Raw genomic sequence first — 16013 nt, forward strand, 5'->3', positions numbered from 1 at the left:
GCACCCACACCGGTCATTTTCGCGCCGCCACGACGGCGCGGCAACGCCGTGCCAGGACTACTCAACCGAACTGCGTCCCCCCGCGAGGTCATCAACCCCTGCGCGAAGCCGTAAAAATCGCCTGTAAAACCACGGACCAGCCGCACATATAAGCCCCGATCCTGGTGGCCCTGACACCAGGTCAAGCACGCTCTCCCCACGCCTCGGCACCCCCCACCAACCTGGAAACACACGCGGACCGCCACCCGGCACGCCGCGAACCAACGGGGGACCCCATGACCACCACCCAAAACACCGCCCTAAACATCACCCTCACCCAAGCCGAAACCATCACCGCCACCGCCCGCACCCTCGCCGCTAAGCGCAGCGTCGCCGCCGCCTTCGCCGTCGTCGACACCGGCGGCAACCTGGTCGCCTTCGCTCGAACCGACGGGGCGAACCTCATCACCATCGATACCGCGATCGGGAAGGCCTTCACCGCCATCAGCATCGGCGGCGACAGCGTCAACCTCACCCCGGCCATCCAGCCCGGTGGCCCGCTGTTCGGCACCGGGCTCGTCCTGGCCGGGGCGCGCTCGCTGGTGCCCTACGGCGGCGGTGTCCTCATCCGCGACGACGGCCGGGTGATCGGCGCGCTCGGCGTCTCCGGCGCACCGAGCTCCGACGTCGACCACGAGATCGCCGCCGCCGCTTCCGCGCAGGTGCCGACGTCGCCGTCGCACTGATCCCGCGCTCTCCCGCGATGTCAGCAGCCCTGTCAGGACGACGTCAGGCCCGTGTCAGCACACCCCGCGAAAGTCGGGGATGTGAGAGCGGGCCACCCGGCCCGGCAAACGCTGCAAACACCGCAGATACCGCAGGCAGCGCACACAGCGCAAGCACCGCGACCAAGGAGAGCATGATGCAGAAGTTCCAGACCCCGACCCAGACCCAGACCCCGCCCCAGACCCAGACCCAGACCCCAATCACCGTCCTCCTGAACATCCCAGCAGGACAAATCCACCTCGTCGCGACCGACCGCGCCGACACCACCGTCCAGATCCTCCCCTCGGACGCCTCAAAGCGCCGCGACGCGAAGGCCGCGGAGCAGACGGCGATCGACTTCGCCGACGGCGTCCTGCGCATCGCGACCGACGACCCGAACAAGGTCCTCGGCAGCTCCGGTTCGCTGGACGTGACCATCGCGCTGCCGTCCGGCTCGCGCGTCGAGGGCAAGGCCGGCGCCGCAGAGCTCTTCAGCACCGGACGGCTCGGCACCGTGAGCTTCGACGGCGCGTACCGCACCGTCGCGCTCGACGAGATCGCCGGCGGCACCGTCACCATGCACATGGGTGACCTCTCGATCGCGAAGCTGACCGGCTCGGCCCACCTCCGCAACGGCAAGGGCGACATCACCGTCGCCGAAGCCGTCGCCGGCTCGGTCGAACTCCGCACCGACGCGGGCAACCTGACGATCGCCGCCGCCCACGGCGTCTCCGGCACCCTGGACGCCGGCACCGCCCACGGCCGCGTCACCAACGCGATGCGGAACTCCGAGGGCGCCGGCGCCGGCCTGGCCGTCAAGGCGACCACATCGCACGGCGACATCACCGCGACGAGCCTCTGAGGCAGCCGACTAAGGCAGCCGGCTGAAGCAGCCAGAAGCAGCCAGCTGAACTGGCCAGCGGCAAGCGAAGGCCCTAGGGTCGTTTTCGTAACGCCGCACACCGGTGACGAAAAGCTGGAGTCGCCATGAAGACACAGAGCTGCCGGCTCTGCGGATCCCCGCTCCCGCAACGAGAACAGGTCCGCGGCCGAACCTCGGTCTACTGCTCGGCGGCGTGTAGGCAACGCGCCTACCGCCGCCGGCAGGCCAAGACGGACCAGGCCCCCGCCGACGTCCTCGCCGACATAGAACGGCAGGTCAGAACACTGTCTTTGGGTCCTCCCCAGGTGTTCCGAGCCGACGCCGAAGCCTTGGCGGCAGCAACACGAGTCCTACGCCGCATGGCGCATAACGTCACACCAGAACCCGTGACGAAAACAGAAGAGACAGCAAAAGAAATAGCAGAACAAACACCCCACCCGGCCGACGAATCCGACTTCGCAACCCTCGTAGAACCCCACCGCAAATGGCTCCACCTGCACTGCTACCGCATGCTCGGCTCCTACGACGACGCCGAGGACCTGGTCCAGGAGACCCTCCTCAAAGCCTGGCGCGACCGATCCGGCTTCCAAGGCCGCGCAACAGCCCGGACCTGGCTCTACCGCATCGCCACCAACGCCTGCATCGACCACCTACGCCGCACCGGCCGCCGGCCGCAGCGCTACGAACCGATCCCCGGCATCGACTCCAGCGGCGCCGAACCCCCAGAACGTCAGCCCTGGTTACAGCCCTACCCAGACCGCCTGCTCGACGAGGTCTCAGCCGCCGACGAACAGCCCGAAACCGCCGCAGTCTCGCGGGAGACCATGGAACTCGTCTTCCTGGCCGCGCTCCAACACCTACCGCCCCGCCAACGCGCCGTCCTGATCTTCCGCGACGTCCTTGGCCGCCCGGCAGAAGAGACCGCGACGCTGATGGACATGAGCGTCGCCGCCTCCAACAGCGCGTTGCATCGCGCCCGCCAAACGCTGCGGGAACGCCTGCCGCAGCGGCGCGTGGACTGGACCGTCGGCACCCACAGCCAGCAGGAACGCGACATCGTGCGCCGCTACATGATCGCGGCCGAGCGCGCCGACGTGTCGATGATGGCCGACCTGCTCAGCACGGACGTGCTGGTCACGATGCCCCCGAACCCGGTCTGGTTCGCCGGCCGGGACGCGCTGCTCAAGCAGCTCGGAACCATCTTCGACAGCAGATCCGCGGGGTACTTCGGGCGCTGGCGGCACGTGCCCGTGGGAGCGAACCGGCAGCCGGCGGTCGCCGGATACGTGCAGCGCCCCGGGACCTCGGTTTTCCGCGCGCAGATGGTCGACGTGCTGCGGATCGAGAGCGGCCGGATCGTGGAGATCACCACGTTCGAAGCACACCTCGTGGCCGCCTTCGGCCTGCCGCTCACCCTGCCGCTCACCCTGCCGCTCACCCTGCCGCTCACCCTGCCGGCGGAGCACCGATGACAGATCGCGGTGGCCGACGTCCAACTCTTTGACAGCACGGCAGACCGAGAGACGGAGAGACACCACCATGACCACGCAGAAGATCCAGATCGAGCGCACCTACGCCGCCGCCCCCGAGAAGATCTGGGAGCTGTGGACCACCGCCGCCGGCATCGAGGCCTGGTGGGCGCCGGACGGGTTCACCGTCCACGTCGACGCGCTGGACCTGCGCCCCGGCGGCACGCTGACCTACACGATGACCGCCACGGGCCCGGAGCAGGTGGCGTTCATGGAAGGCGCCGGCCTGCCGCTGAGCACGACCTCGACCAAGACCTTCACCGAGGTCGAGCCCACGCGGCGCCTGGCCTACAGCACCGTCGCCGACTTCATCCCCGGCGTGGCGCCATACGAGTTCCTCACCGAGGTCGAACTGCGGCCGGCCGCCGACGGCGGCACGCAGGTGACCATGACCGCCGACGCCATGCACGACGAGGAGTGGACCGGCCGCCTGTCCGCCGGCCGCGCGAACGAGATGGACAACCTGGCGAAGCTGGCCGGGTAGGGCGCTCAGCCAGCCTGCGGCCGGAGCTTGCGCTTGCGCTTGCGCACCAGAGTCCTGACAAACAGCGCCTGCGCGCCCACAACGACTACGAACACCAGCGCGCCGTCAGCTGCCTGCGCAAGCGAACCCGCAGACAGGCTGGCGGCGAGTTCCTTCGCGCTGCGATACACGGTCATCGCGACGATCGGCGTCGCCATAGAGGTTCTTGCAGCGCGTCAGCTCCTGAACCACCAGATAGACGTCGGTCCGCATGTAGATGGCGAACTGCGCGAGGAACGAGAACAGGACCGACAGCGTGAGCAGCTCGGCCAGCCGGCGAGGTGGAAGCGCATCCTGGCACGCCGCTCGGCCGCCCACAAGCCGGGCGCGCAGGTCTGGGCGACCAGGAATGTCAGCCGGGTCCCGAACCCAATCCGGGCGTCCACCTGCGGCGCGGCCCGCGGCGAGGTGCCAGAACTCGTGCAGGGCCACGTTGCTCCACACCAGCATCACGGCCGTCAGGGCATTGAGTCCGGGGTGGTAGAGGGCGAAGAACGAGTGGTAGGTCGGCAGTACGTCATGCCTGACACCCTGTACGAGCCCTGCGATGATGAAGGCGGTGACCGCGAGCCCGACCCGGGGCGTGAACACCCAGCGAACATGCCCCGGACGCAGCCACGCCAGGCTTGCCTGCCGCGGTGCGGTCGCCGGGCCGGGACCGCCCCCGTGACGGTCCCGGTCTCGGCCGTCGACCGCGGCGACGAACCCCAGCTCCTCCAGGTCCGTGACGAAGTCGGCGACGTCGAGGTCGGCGTCGTGCAACCGATCGGCCTCGCGCTTGGCCTCGGCCACGGTCCGACCCCCGGCGAGCAGGTCGATGATGGTCTTCGCCTCGTCCGGCAAGTCGAGAGCCTGCGCGGTCTGGCCGCGATCGCCGCTCGGTACGGCGCCGACGCCGAGGCGCGGGCCGCTTCCCAGGAGGCGGACTCGCTGGCCGCCGAGGCCGGGGACTGACTGGTCAGCGGAGTTTTCGCAGGCCAGGCCCGGGGCGTCGGCGGTTACCGTAAAGCTTCAGAAAAGGGTTGAGAAAAGCTAGAACAAACGTGCCCGATGAGCGGCCGTTCCGGTGGATTCTGAGTGCCCCGAAGTGAGGAGCATTCACGTGGTCCAGGGTTGGTCAGCGGGGGTGGAGGTGCCGTACGACCCGGACTGGGCCGTACCCCGTCGGGACTGGCGTCACAGCCTGCCCCTTCTTCCGCGCCGGCCGCTGTCGGCCGTGCTGCTGGGTGTGCTCGCGGCGGGGGTCGCGGGCCTGTTGGCGCTGTGGTGGCGGCAGACGCCGACCGACCGGCTCCAGTCGGAGGCGGACTACCTCGTCATGCTGGCGCAGATCACCGGGCTGGTCGGCGCCTATCTGCTGCTCGTCGAGATCGCGCTGATGGCCCGGGTTCCGTGGCTGGAGCACCGGCTGGGTTCGTGGCTCGCGTCCGCGCACCGAAGTCTGGGCGGCTACCTGGTGTTGCTGCTGAGTGCGCACGCGGGGTTCGTGATCGCGGCTTACTCCGTCAGCGTGCACGCGCCGCCGTCGACGGTCCTCGTCAGCATCCTGCGGACCTATCCGGGAGTCCTGGCGGCGACCATCGGGTTCCTGGTGATGCTGCTCGCGGGCTTCACGTCGGCCCGGAGCATCCGGCGGCGCCTGGGTTATGAGGGCTGGCACGCGATCCACCTGCTGATGTATCCGGCCGCGGCGGCCGCGTTCTGGCACCAGATCAGCCTCGGTGCGCAGTTCACGCGGAACCCGTGGGCCGCGGACGTCTGGGTGGGAATGCATGCGATCGTCGCGGCGGCGATTGTCTGCAACCGCATCGTGATCCCGCTCCTGAACAACCGGCACCACCGGTTCCGGGTGACGCGGGTGGAGGAGGTCGGGCCCGACGCGATGAACGTCTACATCACCGGACGGCGGGTCGCCGACCTCGGGGCCGAGGCCGGGCAGTACTTCCGCTGGCGGTTCATGAGCCGGAGCCTGTGGTACCAGGCGCATCCGTTCTCGTTGTCCGCGGCGCCGCACGCGGACACGCTGCGACTGACGTTCAAGTGCGTCGGCGGGTACACCAGGCGGCTGAAGCGGCGGCTGCGGCCGGGCGTCAGGGTGTTCCTGGACGGACCGTACGGCGCGTTCACCGGCGTGCTGCGCCGTCAGCACGGCGTGGTGATGATCGGCGGCGGCATCGGGGTGACGCCGCTGCGCGCGATCGTCGAGACCATGCACGGACGGCGGCACGACATCGTCTTCATCCAGCGGGCCTCGACGGTCGGGGACCTGATCCTGACCCGCGAGCTCGAAGCCCTCAACGCGGCCGGGCGGATCATCTACATCCCGGCCATCGGCAGCCGGCGGAACGATCCGCTGTCCGCCGACCGGCTGCTGGACCTGATCCCGGACCTGGAGGACCGGGAGGTGTTCATCTGCGGGTCCGTCGGCATGGCGTCCGCCGCGGTGCGGAACCTGCGGCGGGCCGGGGTGCGGCGGGGCCGCATCCACACCGAGATCTTCGACTTCTGAGTTCACCTTCGCACGGGCCCCTTCCGGGGCGCCTTCGCCGAATCAGGGGACGCCAATGCGTATTCCTCATATCAGAACTCTGTTTTCAGTGATCGGCACCGTCGGCGCGATGGCCGGCCTGCTCGCCGCCAAGACCTCGGCGCACGGGCTCACGCCGAAGGAGCCGCCGGCGACCAAGAGCACGCACGGGGCCGGGTCGAGCGCGATCATGACCGTGACCGGGCCGCCGATCGCGATCACGCACGGGATCGTGCAGGTGCGCATCACCGTGGCGAACGGACGCATCGTGTTCGCCGCCGCGACCAGCCTCCCGCACGACAACGACGACTCCTGGGCGCGGTCGCTGATCGCGGCCGCGATCCTGGGTCGCGAGGCGGTCGCGACGCAGTCCGCGCACGTGGACGGGGTGAGCGGGGCTACGTATACGTCGAAGGCCTATATGGCGTCTTTGCAGGCGGCGATCGACGCCGCCAAGAGTTGAGGACAGCGGAATCGTCGTCGTCGCCGGGGCGGGAAGCCGTGTCAATAGGGGGTCTACCAGGCGCGCAACCGCATCGCTTACGCAGAACAGTGGAGGCCCGGCTCAGGGCACGTACTTAGTCTGAGCGCGTCCTGCTCCACCGGCTACGGGGAAGCCATAGAGAGGCTCAGACTTCGTGTCACGCATATCCCGGTCCGCCCGCATACCAGCCCTGATGGCGGCGTGCGGTATCGCCGCGGCCACGGCCGCCTTCGCCTCGACGGCGCATGCGGGCACCGCGCCGTCATCAGCGTTGTCAGCGTCGTCCGCCTCGCCGGTGGCGACCGTTCCGGCTCCGGCGACCGGTGTCAGTCGCGTCTACGGCGCAGACCGCTACCAGACCGGAGTGCAGGTCTCGCAGTCGCAGTGGGCTGATGCCGCGGGCGACAACACCAACCGAGCCAAGGCGCAGGCCGTCGTGCTCGCCCGCGGCGACAACTTCCCCGACGCGCTGTCCGGCGTGCCACTGGCGGCGAAGGTGCACGGCCCGCTGCTCCTCACCAGCCCGGCGTCGCTGACGGCGGCCACCGCGGCCGAGATCGCGCGCGTGCTCGGCCCGGGCGCCGGGCAGCCGGTGTACATCCTCGGCGGGACCGGGGCGGTCTCCTCTGCGGTCGAGGCCCAGCTGGCGCGGGACGGCTACGCGGTGACCCGGTATCAGGGTGCGAATCGCTACCTGACGGCGCTGGACGTGGCACGCCGGGGCCTGGGCGACCCGTCGCGGATCGTGGTCGCGACCGGTGACGGATACGCCGACGCGCTCGCCGCCGGTCCGTACGCGGCCGGTCCGGACGCGGTCAGCGGCGGCCCTGCGGCGATCGTGCTCTCCAGCGGCCACAGCTTGGATCCGTCCACCGCGGCGTACGTCTCCGGGAAGCTCGCGGCGGCGGCACCGGGTGACTGCGGCGCCGTGACCGCCGTCGGGGTCCAGGCGACGGCGGCCGTCCAGCTCGTCACGCGCCCCGGCGCCTGCTCGACTCCGCTGGCCGGCCCCGACCGCTATGCGACGGCCGTGGCGGTCGCGAAGCAGTTCCCGGCGGGCACCTCGGCCGGCGTCGCGACCGGTGGCGGTTTCGCCGACGCGCTCACCGGCGGCGCGGCGATGGCAGCGCTCGGGCGTCCGCTGGTACTCACCGATCCGGCGGTCCTGGGTGACAACCCGCGGGTGTGGCTGGTCGGCGCGCACCAGGCGGGGGTCACCTCGACGGTGGTCTTCGGCGGGTCCGGCGCGGTCGGCGACGGGGTTCTCGCGCAGCTGCAGGACATCGCGAACGGCGGCGACGGTCTGCCGATCGCGCCGCCGCCCCCGCCCGGCGGCGGCCTGTGCGGCGCGCCGACGAACCCGTACGGGCTGAACTACTGCGGATCCGGCGCGCTGATCACGAAGGCTCAGGTTCCGTCGGACATCTGCACGTACTTCTCCTGCATTGGCGCACCGACGAACGAGAGCTTCTGGAAGGGGATCGGGTACCTGGAGGTCTGCAACGACGGCGACATCTCGCTGTCGGGCGGACGCAGCGGCGCCTGCTCTTCGCACGGCGGCGAGAACCACCCGGTCTGGAAGAGCTGACGCGCTGACACGCACGCGATCGGGGCCCGCATCAGATTGCTGATGCGGACCCCGATTCCCTGTTTCACGACTTCGCGCCGCCCGGCGTGAGGATCTCCATGAGATGTCCGTTGGGATCCCGGAAGTAGGTGCCCCTGCGGCCTTCAACATGCTTACTGCGATAGATCTGCCCGGGTTCCCGGCATGCGGGATCGGCGTAGTGCGTGATCCCGCCGGTCTGGATGCGGGCCAGGGAAGCGTCGAACTCCTCGTCGCTGACCATGAACGCGTAGTGGTGTGGCTCGAAGTCGTCCGCCCGGTCGTAGTCCAGGCTGACCTCGTTGGCCAGCGTGACCGGCGTGAAGTGCGCCAGCCGCGGCGAGACGGCCAGGCCGAGGATGCCAGCCAGGAACTGCGCCGAGGCCTCCGGGTCGCGGGCGGGGACGATGGTGTGGTTCAGCTGCACGGTCATGATGACTCCCCTAGGTCGATTCGGTCGTTCTGCTTGAGATGTGCGGGTGCCGTTCGTCAGACGAGCGCGGCGACCAGCAGGGCGAAGGCGGCGATGATGTCGGCGACGCGGATGTAGTGGAAGCGGTCCCAGCGGTTCATCTGCTCCTTCCAGTCCTCCGGCCGCTTCTCGGGGGTCCAGGTCTTGTTCCGGTTGTTGATCGGGACGAGCAGCAGGAGCGACATGATCACGCTGACGATCAGCAGCACGCCGCTGGTGACGACCAGGCCGGTGCCGTGGTGGTGCCACCGTGCGGCGGCCCAGATCCCGACGAGGACGACCGAGCCGATGTACCAGAACGGCATCACGGCGCCGAGCATCCGGCCCCCGTGCGCCCGGCCGAGCTGGTCGCTCTCGGCGGGGAGCGCGTTGAGGATCCGGTTGAGAACGACGGCGACGGCGAACTCCACCCCCACCATCACGCCGACCGCCACGGTGGTGAATACCTCAAGTGTGCTGATCATGATGTCCCCTCCGAGTTTCTAGCGTTGCTAGCTGATGTTGCGACGCTAGCACTGCTGCCGCTCGGTTGTCTAGCAGTGCTAGAATCGAGTCATGTCGGTACAGGAACGCAAGCAACGAGAACGGGCGCAGCGCGAGCGCCTCATCGTGGCGACGGCCCGCGAACTCGCCGAGGACCAGGGCTGGGACGCGGTCACCACCCGCCGGCTCGCCGAGAGCATCGAGTACAGCCAGCCCGTCCTCTACAGCCACTTCCGCGGCAAACGCGAGATCATCGGCGCCGTCGCCCTCGAAGGCGCCACCGAGCTGGCCGCGGCGCTCCGGAGCGCGGCCTCCGCGGCCTCCACCGCCGACGGCCCGCGCGCCCGGGTCACCGCCCTGGCCCGCGCCTGGCTCGACTTCGCCGAACGCAACCCGGCGGTCTACGACGCCTTGTTCAACCTCGACGGCGGCCTGGCGTTCGCGCAGGAGGACACCCCCGCACCGTTGAAGGACGCCTTCGGCGCGCTGCTGGAAACGCTCGGCGAGGTCGCCGGGGACGGCGTCCATCCGGGAGTGTTCACCGAGCTGTTCTGGGCGGCGCTCCACGGACTCGCCACCCTGACCCGAGCGGGGCGGCTGCCGCCGGAGCTGACCGAGGTGAGGCTGGAGCTGCTGGTGGACCGGCTCGCTGTGCTCTGACGTGGCGCCGGCGACGGCGGGACACGCGGAGCGGCGGCCGCCACGATCGGCAGCCGCCGTTCTCTCACCGCCTCAGCGATGGTGGCCTCAGTGGTGGTGCCGCAACGTCATCCGGTGCCCCATCGCCCGGCGGGGTTCGTCGGCGGCGCGGGGTGCGGTTCTGGCGCCGACGACGAAGCCGAACAGGGCCATCCAGAGCGGGGTGGCCGCGACGGCGATGAAGCCGATCGGGCCGATCGCGGAGACGGCGCCGATCGCCAGCGCCAGATAGCCGAGCCAGGCGGGGATGGTGGAGTGCAGGATGATCGCCAGTCCGGCCGCCGCGGCGAGGACCACCAGGCCGGCCTGGGCCGGCAGCATCACGGTCTGGGACAGGAAGTTGAGGTTGCCCGTGAGCTGGGTCTGGCCGTTGCGGGCGGCGCTGATCAGCGACCATTGCAGGAAGCCGGAGGTGGCGAAGCCGCCGATGAACAGGATGCCGCCGGCGAACGCGGTGTCGGCGAGCCAGGAGTGCGCTTCGTTGGCCTTGCGCAGGACGGTGCGCAGACCGCCGATGAAGAACGCTGCGAGGATGACGCCGGCCGCCACGATGTACAGGGACCAGGTCTCGCGGGTGCCGTGGGCCGTGTAGTAGGAGACGACATCGGCCGCCGGGGCGTTCTTGCCGGGCGTGTTGCCGGAGCCGAGGATCACGAACCCGATGACGAAGGCCACCACGGATCCGAGTCCGAGCGGCCCTAGGAAGCGACTCAACCGATCGTTGCTCATAGCGGCCTCCTCGGGCCCGGTGTTGAAGTCCCGGCCATTGTCCCATTCGGGGGAATCTGCGGCATTTCTACGTCGCCTGAACGGCGCAGCGGGACCGCTCGGGACGGCAGCCTGGATCGCGGCCCGTCCCTGGCAAGCCCCGTCATATCTGGGACGCATACCCCGCCGCCGGATACCGCACAAGTTGCCGCGCCGCCGTATCAGCTCACTGAGTCATCGCCTCGGTGAGGTCCCGCAGCAGTTCGGAGGCCGTGAGGTCGTCGAGCCTGCCGAACGCCGGGTAGCTCCGCACCGAGTAGTAGTGCTCGCCGTCGTCGTAGCCGCTGAGGAAGATCGCGCGGAAGCGCTGGACCTCGCCCCACTCGCCGACGTAGCCGATGGTGATGCCGGGGTCCAGGTCCACCGTGACCGAGCCGCCGTCAGGAAGCGAACGCGAGATCCAGCCCTGGATCCCGGCGTCCTGCGGAGCACCGCGCTGCCAACCCCGCCGCTCCAGTCCCAGCACCTTGCCGACCGGCGTCGCCATCCCGTCGAACCGGGTCAGCGTGCCCGACGCCTTCTCCGCGTCGGTGAGTGCGTACACCGTGCGTCCCAGTTGCTCGAAGGGCTGCAGGATCTCGTAGTCGCCGAACACGTCGGACCACGTCTTCACGCCTCCGCCGAGGTGCAGAGGATGCACGATGCCGACCACCGCGTCGTCCGCGAGTGTGTATTCGTCATCTGAGACGTCGGCGAACGTCAGGTCCTCCGCGACGCGGAACGTGCTCTCGACGCCGCCCTCGGTGAAGGTCGCCCACACCAGGCGCCGGACGATGTGGCGCAGCAGCGGATGCGCGACGAAGTACTCGCGGAACTCCTGAGATGTCCAGCGCCGCTGCGCCACCATGGCGAGCTCGAAGCGCGCGATCTGGCTGGCGGAAAGCGTCCGCACGTCCTTCTTCAGCGCGGAGAACCGCTGGTAAGCGGCCGGAGCGAGCTCGGCGTCGTCCTTCGCTCCGGGCTTCGGCAGGGTTTTGAGACGCTTGCCGCCTTGGTCGGCGACGAACGGTTTGAGCTGTTCGTCGAACCCGACGGTGAAGTGCCGCGGACCGTAGTCCAGGGATAGCGTCCCGGACGGCGCCAGCCCGAGGTCCGGGACGAGACGGTCTCCGAGCTGGTCCGGCGTGAGGCCGAGCTCGTCGGCGATCTCGGTGACGCGTTGCGCGGCGCGCTCCTTGAGCGCTTTGAACTTGACCTTCTGCGAGATGTCGTAGAGGTGCATTAGCGCCGTGTCACCGCCGATGTCGGCCAGGACGTCGAGCCCTGCGACAGCCCGCTGGTGTCCGTTCTCGCCGGGCCACAGCCGGATCATCGGGGACAGGCGCCGCACGACGTCGTCCCCGCCGAACCAGCGCGACGCGTCGAAGGCCCAGCTCTCCTTGGCCGGGTAGTCGACGCCGCGCCAGTTCTCGAACAGCGCCGCCACGAAATCGGCCAGCGATGCCGGGTCGCAGATCTCCCTCACCGTTTCCAGGCCGGCGTAGGGCTCGGAAGGCTTGGACACCGCGAGCATGAGCAGCAGATACCGCACGGATTGCTCGGGGAGCGCGGTCTGTCGTCCCTTGAGCAGAACCTGCGGCAGCGATCGCGGATCGGCCCAGTCGGGGATGACCGGCATCACTTTGGGCAGGGTGAGGGTGCCGTCGTCGGCGACGATGGCGGCCACCGCCTGAGCCACGACGTCGCCGTGAGCTGCGGCGGCCTCGGTGATCTCGGCGGCGAAGCCGCGCGCGGCCAAGGTGCGGACGGTCAGCTCGGCCGCGCTGCGCGCCTTGCCGGCCTTGCCGAGCGCCACCGGTATCAGGGTTCTGGCGGCGACGGCCGGGTGCCGCGTCAGCCACTCCAGCGCGTACGGCCGGGCGGTCTTGAGCCGGCTGAGCCAGTCGGCCGCGAGGAGCGCGGCCTCGGACGCCGCGAACGGAGCGAGATAGAAGCTCCCCGACGCCGGTTCGCTGCGCGCCAGGTGCAGGATCGGCGGCAGGGCTTCGGCGCCGAAGCGTTCGACGAGCCGCGGGATCCAGGTCTCCGCCTGCCACGAGTCGGGCTCCCAGATCGGGAGGACCGTTCGCACCAGATCCTCGGGGGCTTCGACCGCGAAGTGGCTGTCGGCGTACCAGCGCGCCGACTTGGTGGCGCTGATGCGGGCGGCGATGTCCTCCCAGCTTTCGAGCGTCCAGTGCGGGTTGGTCACGATCGGTGGCGGCGCCCAGCGTTCACGCTCGCCGTCCTGCCAGACCAGGGCCGCCTCAGTCGGCGCGACCAGGCCGGTGATGACGACGGGCTTGGCTGGCTTGGCGTTGGACAGCCACGGCGGGCTGACGAAGAGCGTCGGCAGCGTGTCCGGGTCGGCTTCCGGGACGCGGACATTGGCGGCGCGGATCTTCTCGACGAGTTCGCGCGCGGCCGGCGTGAGGTTCGGCAGCTCGGCCCGGGCGAGTTCGTCGTTGGCGAGGATGTGCAGGCGCAGCAGGTTGGCGGCGGCCAGACCGCGCGGTGTGTCGCGGAGTGCGGCGTCGGCGAGCACGCGCAGAGCACGCCGCGGGAAGTTCTCGGCGGCGGTCTGGATCGCGGCTGTGTAGTACTTCTTGTCGACGTTGTCGAGGAGGTAGTGAATGGCGTCGGTCGATGCCGTGCAGGCGATGAGGAAGAGCAGACGCTGGAGGATGTCCGGGTTGCTGTCGCGCCACGCGATGAGGATCGGGAGGAGATCTGCGCCGACGGTGTCGAGGGCGGTCCATAGGACTTCGGGCTCCTGGTCGAGGGCCCACGCGCTGACGCTCCGTGCCGGGAAGGCGGCCACTTGGCGCTTGGTGGTGATCGAGCTGACCGCCAGCCACAAGGCGAGGTGCGCCCGCGCGAGGAGCGCGAAGTCGTCCTCGACCCAGTCGACGTGCTCCGGCATCAGGAAGGACGTGAGGATGCGGGACCAGGCCGTGCCGGTGGTCGTCGGGGTCGCCAGCGAGATCCGTTGTCCGGCAAGGGTTTCGGCGGCCTGCGCGTAGTCCTCCTCCCCCGCCGACGCCAGCAGTCGCCGCAGGTGGACGGCGAGGTCGAAGTATTTGGCCGATTCGGACATGTCCTCGTAGGCGGCGTGCTTCCGGTAGAGCCACGCCGACGTCCGCGATCCTTTGTGGTAGTCGCCCGAGGCCTTCACCCCGAACAGTTCGACGGCGGCCGCCGCGGCGAAGGCGTGGCCGCGGGTGGCGATCCAGGCATCGATGATGCCGTCTAGATTGGCGTAGGGCGGGGTGTCCGGGGAGATCATGATGGCCGCCGCGATGCCTGCCGCGAGCGGGGTCGCGGTGGCGAGGTCGCCGTTGGAGGCGCGGTACGCGGCGGCGAGGGCGGTGTCGGTCGGCGGGTTGCCGACGACCACGGCGACGGCGGCGCTGTGCTCTTCGAGCCATGCGGCGTAGTGCGTGGCGGCTTCCGGGTCGACGGTGAATGGTTCGCCCACAGCACCGCCACGGCGGGGAATCACCAGGCGGCGCATCGCCTCGGGGATCGCATTCGCGTCTTCATCTTTCGACGACGCGTCGGTCGTGGTGGTGGCGCCACTCATCGATCACTCCCGGGGGTGGGTGCTGGTGCCCGGGACTGTAGCGAAGGGTCCTGACACGGTGCGACCAGCCGCCACCAGCCACCGCAGCGAGCCCCGCCCGGCCGACGCTCTTCAATCCGGCCGGGCGGGGGTGGGGGGGAATCAGCCGCTCTAGCCCGTGATCTTGTTGAAGATCTTCGAGTAGGCGTACCCGGTGCCCTTGTCGTAGCCGTCGACTTCCCAGAACGCCAGTTCCTGCACGCCGTGCGAGGCGGCGAAGCTCTCCAGGGTGGAGGCGTTGGACTGGGTGAAGTTCTCGTTGTCGTCGTTGTGGCCGGCGATCGGGGTCAGGCCGAGCATGCCCCAGGACTGGCCGAAGATCGACTGGAGCTGCGGGGCCGTGGCCTTGGCGGCGGATTCGGCGTCGTTCAGGGCGTTCTGGCCGTCGCCGAAGTCCATCGTCATGATGTTGACGACCTTCACCGCGACGCCCTTGCTCTTGGCGTCCTTCAGCAGCGTGGTGGCGTTGGACTCCAGGCCGGTGGGGTCGACGGGCAGGGTGTAGTCCACCTGCACGCTCGGGTTCGCCTTCTGCAGGGCGGCCAGCGCCTGGTTCCGGCGGGAGTTCGCGGTCTTGTTGTTCAGGTCGGTGCCCTCAATGTCGAAGTCGAGGCGCGTGACGTGGTACGTGCTCACGACCTTGGCGTAAGCCGCTTCCAGGCTGGACACCGACGTGCACTTCTCCGCCAGTTCGCCGCCGGAGGCGCCGCCGAAGGAGATGATGACGTTGCCGCCGGCGTTCTGCAGGGCCGTGATCTGGGAGCTGAACGCGCCGACCGAGTCGCCGCCGTCCTCCCACTGGGGAGTGCAGCCCGACTTCGGCGTGAGGAAGGCCAGCGTGTAGAACTTGTCGCCGCTGGCGGCCATGTCCTTGGCCAGGTCGCCGGCGTCAGACGAGGAGATCTGGAGGTAGGGCGCCGAGTAGTGCGCGGGGAAGCTGCCCCCGGCGGCCTTGGCCGCGGGGGTCGCGTTGGCGGTCGCGGCGAACCCGATCGCGGCGGCGGGCAGCAGCGCCGCGGTGCCGCATATCAGGGTCCTACGAAGGTTTTTGGGCATGCGGATCCTCCAGGCGTGTGGGGGTGGTACCTGCGTTCCGGCCGGACGGAGTGTTAGTAAACTTTACTTACTCCATGCGGGAGAGTAGGCAGCACCGCGCAGCGCGTCAAGAGGCGAACTGTTCGCCGGGGTTCGGGAGGACGACGAACCCTGACTGTCGAGGCGTTACCGTGGGCCGTTACCTGGGCCCCTTAAAAACCGGCGCTGCTGACCTATGTGTGCTGGTGGCGGGTGCGGTTTGTTTGTGGGTTGATAGTCAAGGGCGTTTTTTGACGGCTTCGCACGGGTTTAAGAAGGATCCGCTGGGTGGCGCAGTTCGGTTGAGCGTGGTGTGTTGCGTTGGCGGCCGCCGGTGTTCGCGTGCACGACCGCGCACCGGTCCGACTGGGTGGCCACAGGTGGCGGTGAGGTGTCGTGTGGGAGGTGCGGGAATCCTTCCCACAGGCGGGGTTGTCCCGGGTTCCCCGTCGCGTCGGCGGGCGTAGCCAAGCTGACCGGGCCGGTGGTGTCAAGTCGCACGAAACCCGACCGAAGCAGCAGTGATCCGACTTGATACCACCGGACCGGTCTGCTTCCGATGCTCCTATTGATGTCAAGTGGCAGTGGTTTGTGGCTGGGTGGGGCGGGTTTGTGCTGGT

Annotated in this window: 14 protein-coding genes; 8 read left to right on the plus strand and 6 right to left on the minus strand. The window is 69.4% G+C overall.

Annotated features, from left to right (window positions below):
* The first annotated feature begins 275 nt into the window (after positions 1–275).
* The 4 genes from ABH935_RS49960 (at position 276) to ABH935_RS49975 (ending at position 3640) form a co-directional block, all read left to right on the plus strand.
* On the plus strand, positions 276–725 hold the full coding sequence (locus ABH935_RS49960) for a heme-binding protein (RefSeq protein WP_370385069.1): 450 nt from the start codon (positions 276–278) through the stop codon (positions 723–725).
* A gap of 176 nt (positions 726–901) precedes the next feature.
* Positions 902–1606, plus strand: a complete 705-nt coding sequence (locus ABH935_RS49965) for a DUF4097 family beta strand repeat-containing protein (protein ID WP_370385082.1) — start codon at positions 902–904, stop codon at positions 1604–1606.
* 407 nt (positions 1607–2013) lie between these two features.
* On the plus strand, positions 2014–3099 hold the full coding sequence (locus ABH935_RS49970) for a sigma-70 family RNA polymerase sigma factor (protein ID WP_370385070.1): 1086 nt from the start codon (positions 2014–2016) through the stop codon (positions 3097–3099).
* Between the two features lie 67 nt (positions 3100–3166).
* Positions 3167–3640 carry an SRPBCC domain-containing protein gene (locus tag ABH935_RS49975; protein ID WP_370385071.1) on the plus strand — a complete coding sequence of 158 codons (474 nt, stop codon included), beginning with the start codon at positions 3167–3169 and terminating at the stop codon, positions 3638–3640.
* A gap of 105 nt (positions 3641–3745) precedes the next feature.
* On the opposite strand, the gene ABH935_RS49980 is transcribed toward ABH935_RS49975, so the two are convergent.
* A complete protein-coding gene (locus ABH935_RS49980; protein ID WP_370385072.1) occupies positions 3746–4522 on the minus strand; it encodes a hypothetical protein in 777 nt (258 codons plus the stop codon).
* 259 nt (positions 4523–4781) lie between these two features.
* Here ABH935_RS49980 and ABH935_RS49985 point away from each other — a divergent pair, with 259 nt between their 5' ends.
* The 3 genes from ABH935_RS49985 (at position 4782) to ABH935_RS49995 (ending at position 8278) form a co-directional block, all read left to right on the plus strand.
* Positions 4782–6188 (plus strand): ferric reductase-like transmembrane domain-containing protein, encoded by a 1407-nt coding sequence (locus tag ABH935_RS49985; RefSeq protein WP_370385073.1) that lies wholly within the window; start codon positions 4782–4784, stop codon positions 6186–6188.
* Positions 6189–6276: 88 nt separating this feature from the next.
* Positions 6277–6669, plus strand: a complete 393-nt coding sequence (locus ABH935_RS49990; protein ID WP_370385074.1) for an FMN-binding protein — start codon at positions 6277–6279, stop codon at positions 6667–6669.
* A gap of 175 nt (positions 6670–6844) precedes the next feature.
* Positions 6845–8278, plus strand: a complete 1434-nt coding sequence (locus ABH935_RS49995) for a cell wall-binding repeat-containing protein (RefSeq protein ID WP_370385075.1) — start codon at positions 6845–6847, stop codon at positions 8276–8278.
* Positions 8279–8342: 64 nt separating this feature from the next.
* Here ABH935_RS49995 and ABH935_RS50000 read toward each other — a convergent pair whose 3' ends face one another.
* Positions 8343–8729, minus strand: coding sequence for a VOC family protein (locus ABH935_RS50000; protein ID WP_370385076.1), 387 nt, complete (start codon positions 8727–8729; stop codon positions 8343–8345).
* A 56-nt stretch (positions 8730–8785) separates the two neighbouring features.
* Positions 8786–9232: an anthrone oxygenase family protein gene (locus ABH935_RS50005; RefSeq protein ID WP_370385077.1), complete on the minus strand. Its 447-nt coding sequence runs from the start codon at positions 9230–9232 to the stop codon at positions 8786–8788.
* Between the two features lie 91 nt (positions 9233–9323).
* On the opposite strand from ABH935_RS50005, the gene ABH935_RS50010 reads away from it, so the two are divergent.
* On the plus strand, positions 9324–9911 hold the full coding sequence (locus ABH935_RS50010; protein WP_370385078.1) for a TetR/AcrR family transcriptional regulator: 588 nt from the start codon (positions 9324–9326) through the stop codon (positions 9909–9911).
* A gap of 87 nt (positions 9912–9998) precedes the next feature.
* Here ABH935_RS50010 and ABH935_RS50015 read toward each other — a convergent pair whose 3' ends face one another.
* From ABH935_RS50015 to ABH935_RS50025, 3 genes are all read right to left on the minus strand, one after another.
* Entirely contained in the window at positions 9999–10679 is a 681-nt protein-coding gene (locus tag ABH935_RS50015; RefSeq protein WP_370385079.1) for a hypothetical protein, read from the minus strand.
* 205 nt (positions 10680–10884) lie between these two features.
* Positions 10885–14280: a DUF4132 domain-containing protein gene (locus ABH935_RS50020; RefSeq protein WP_370385080.1), complete on the minus strand. Its 3396-nt coding sequence runs from the start codon at positions 14278–14280 to the stop codon at positions 10885–10887.
* A gap of 150 nt (positions 14281–14430) precedes the next feature.
* The gene (locus tag ABH935_RS50025; protein ID WP_370385081.1) at positions 14431–15375 is read right to left on the minus strand and encodes a chitinase; all 945 of its coding nucleotides are present in this window, start codon (positions 15373–15375) and stop codon (positions 14431–14433) included.
* Positions 15376–16013: the final 638 nt, after the last annotated feature.

This window comes from Catenulispora sp. GAS73 (assembly GCF_041262085.1).
Taxonomy (GTDB): domain Bacteria; phylum Actinomycetota; class Actinomycetes; order Streptomycetales; family Catenulisporaceae; genus Catenulispora.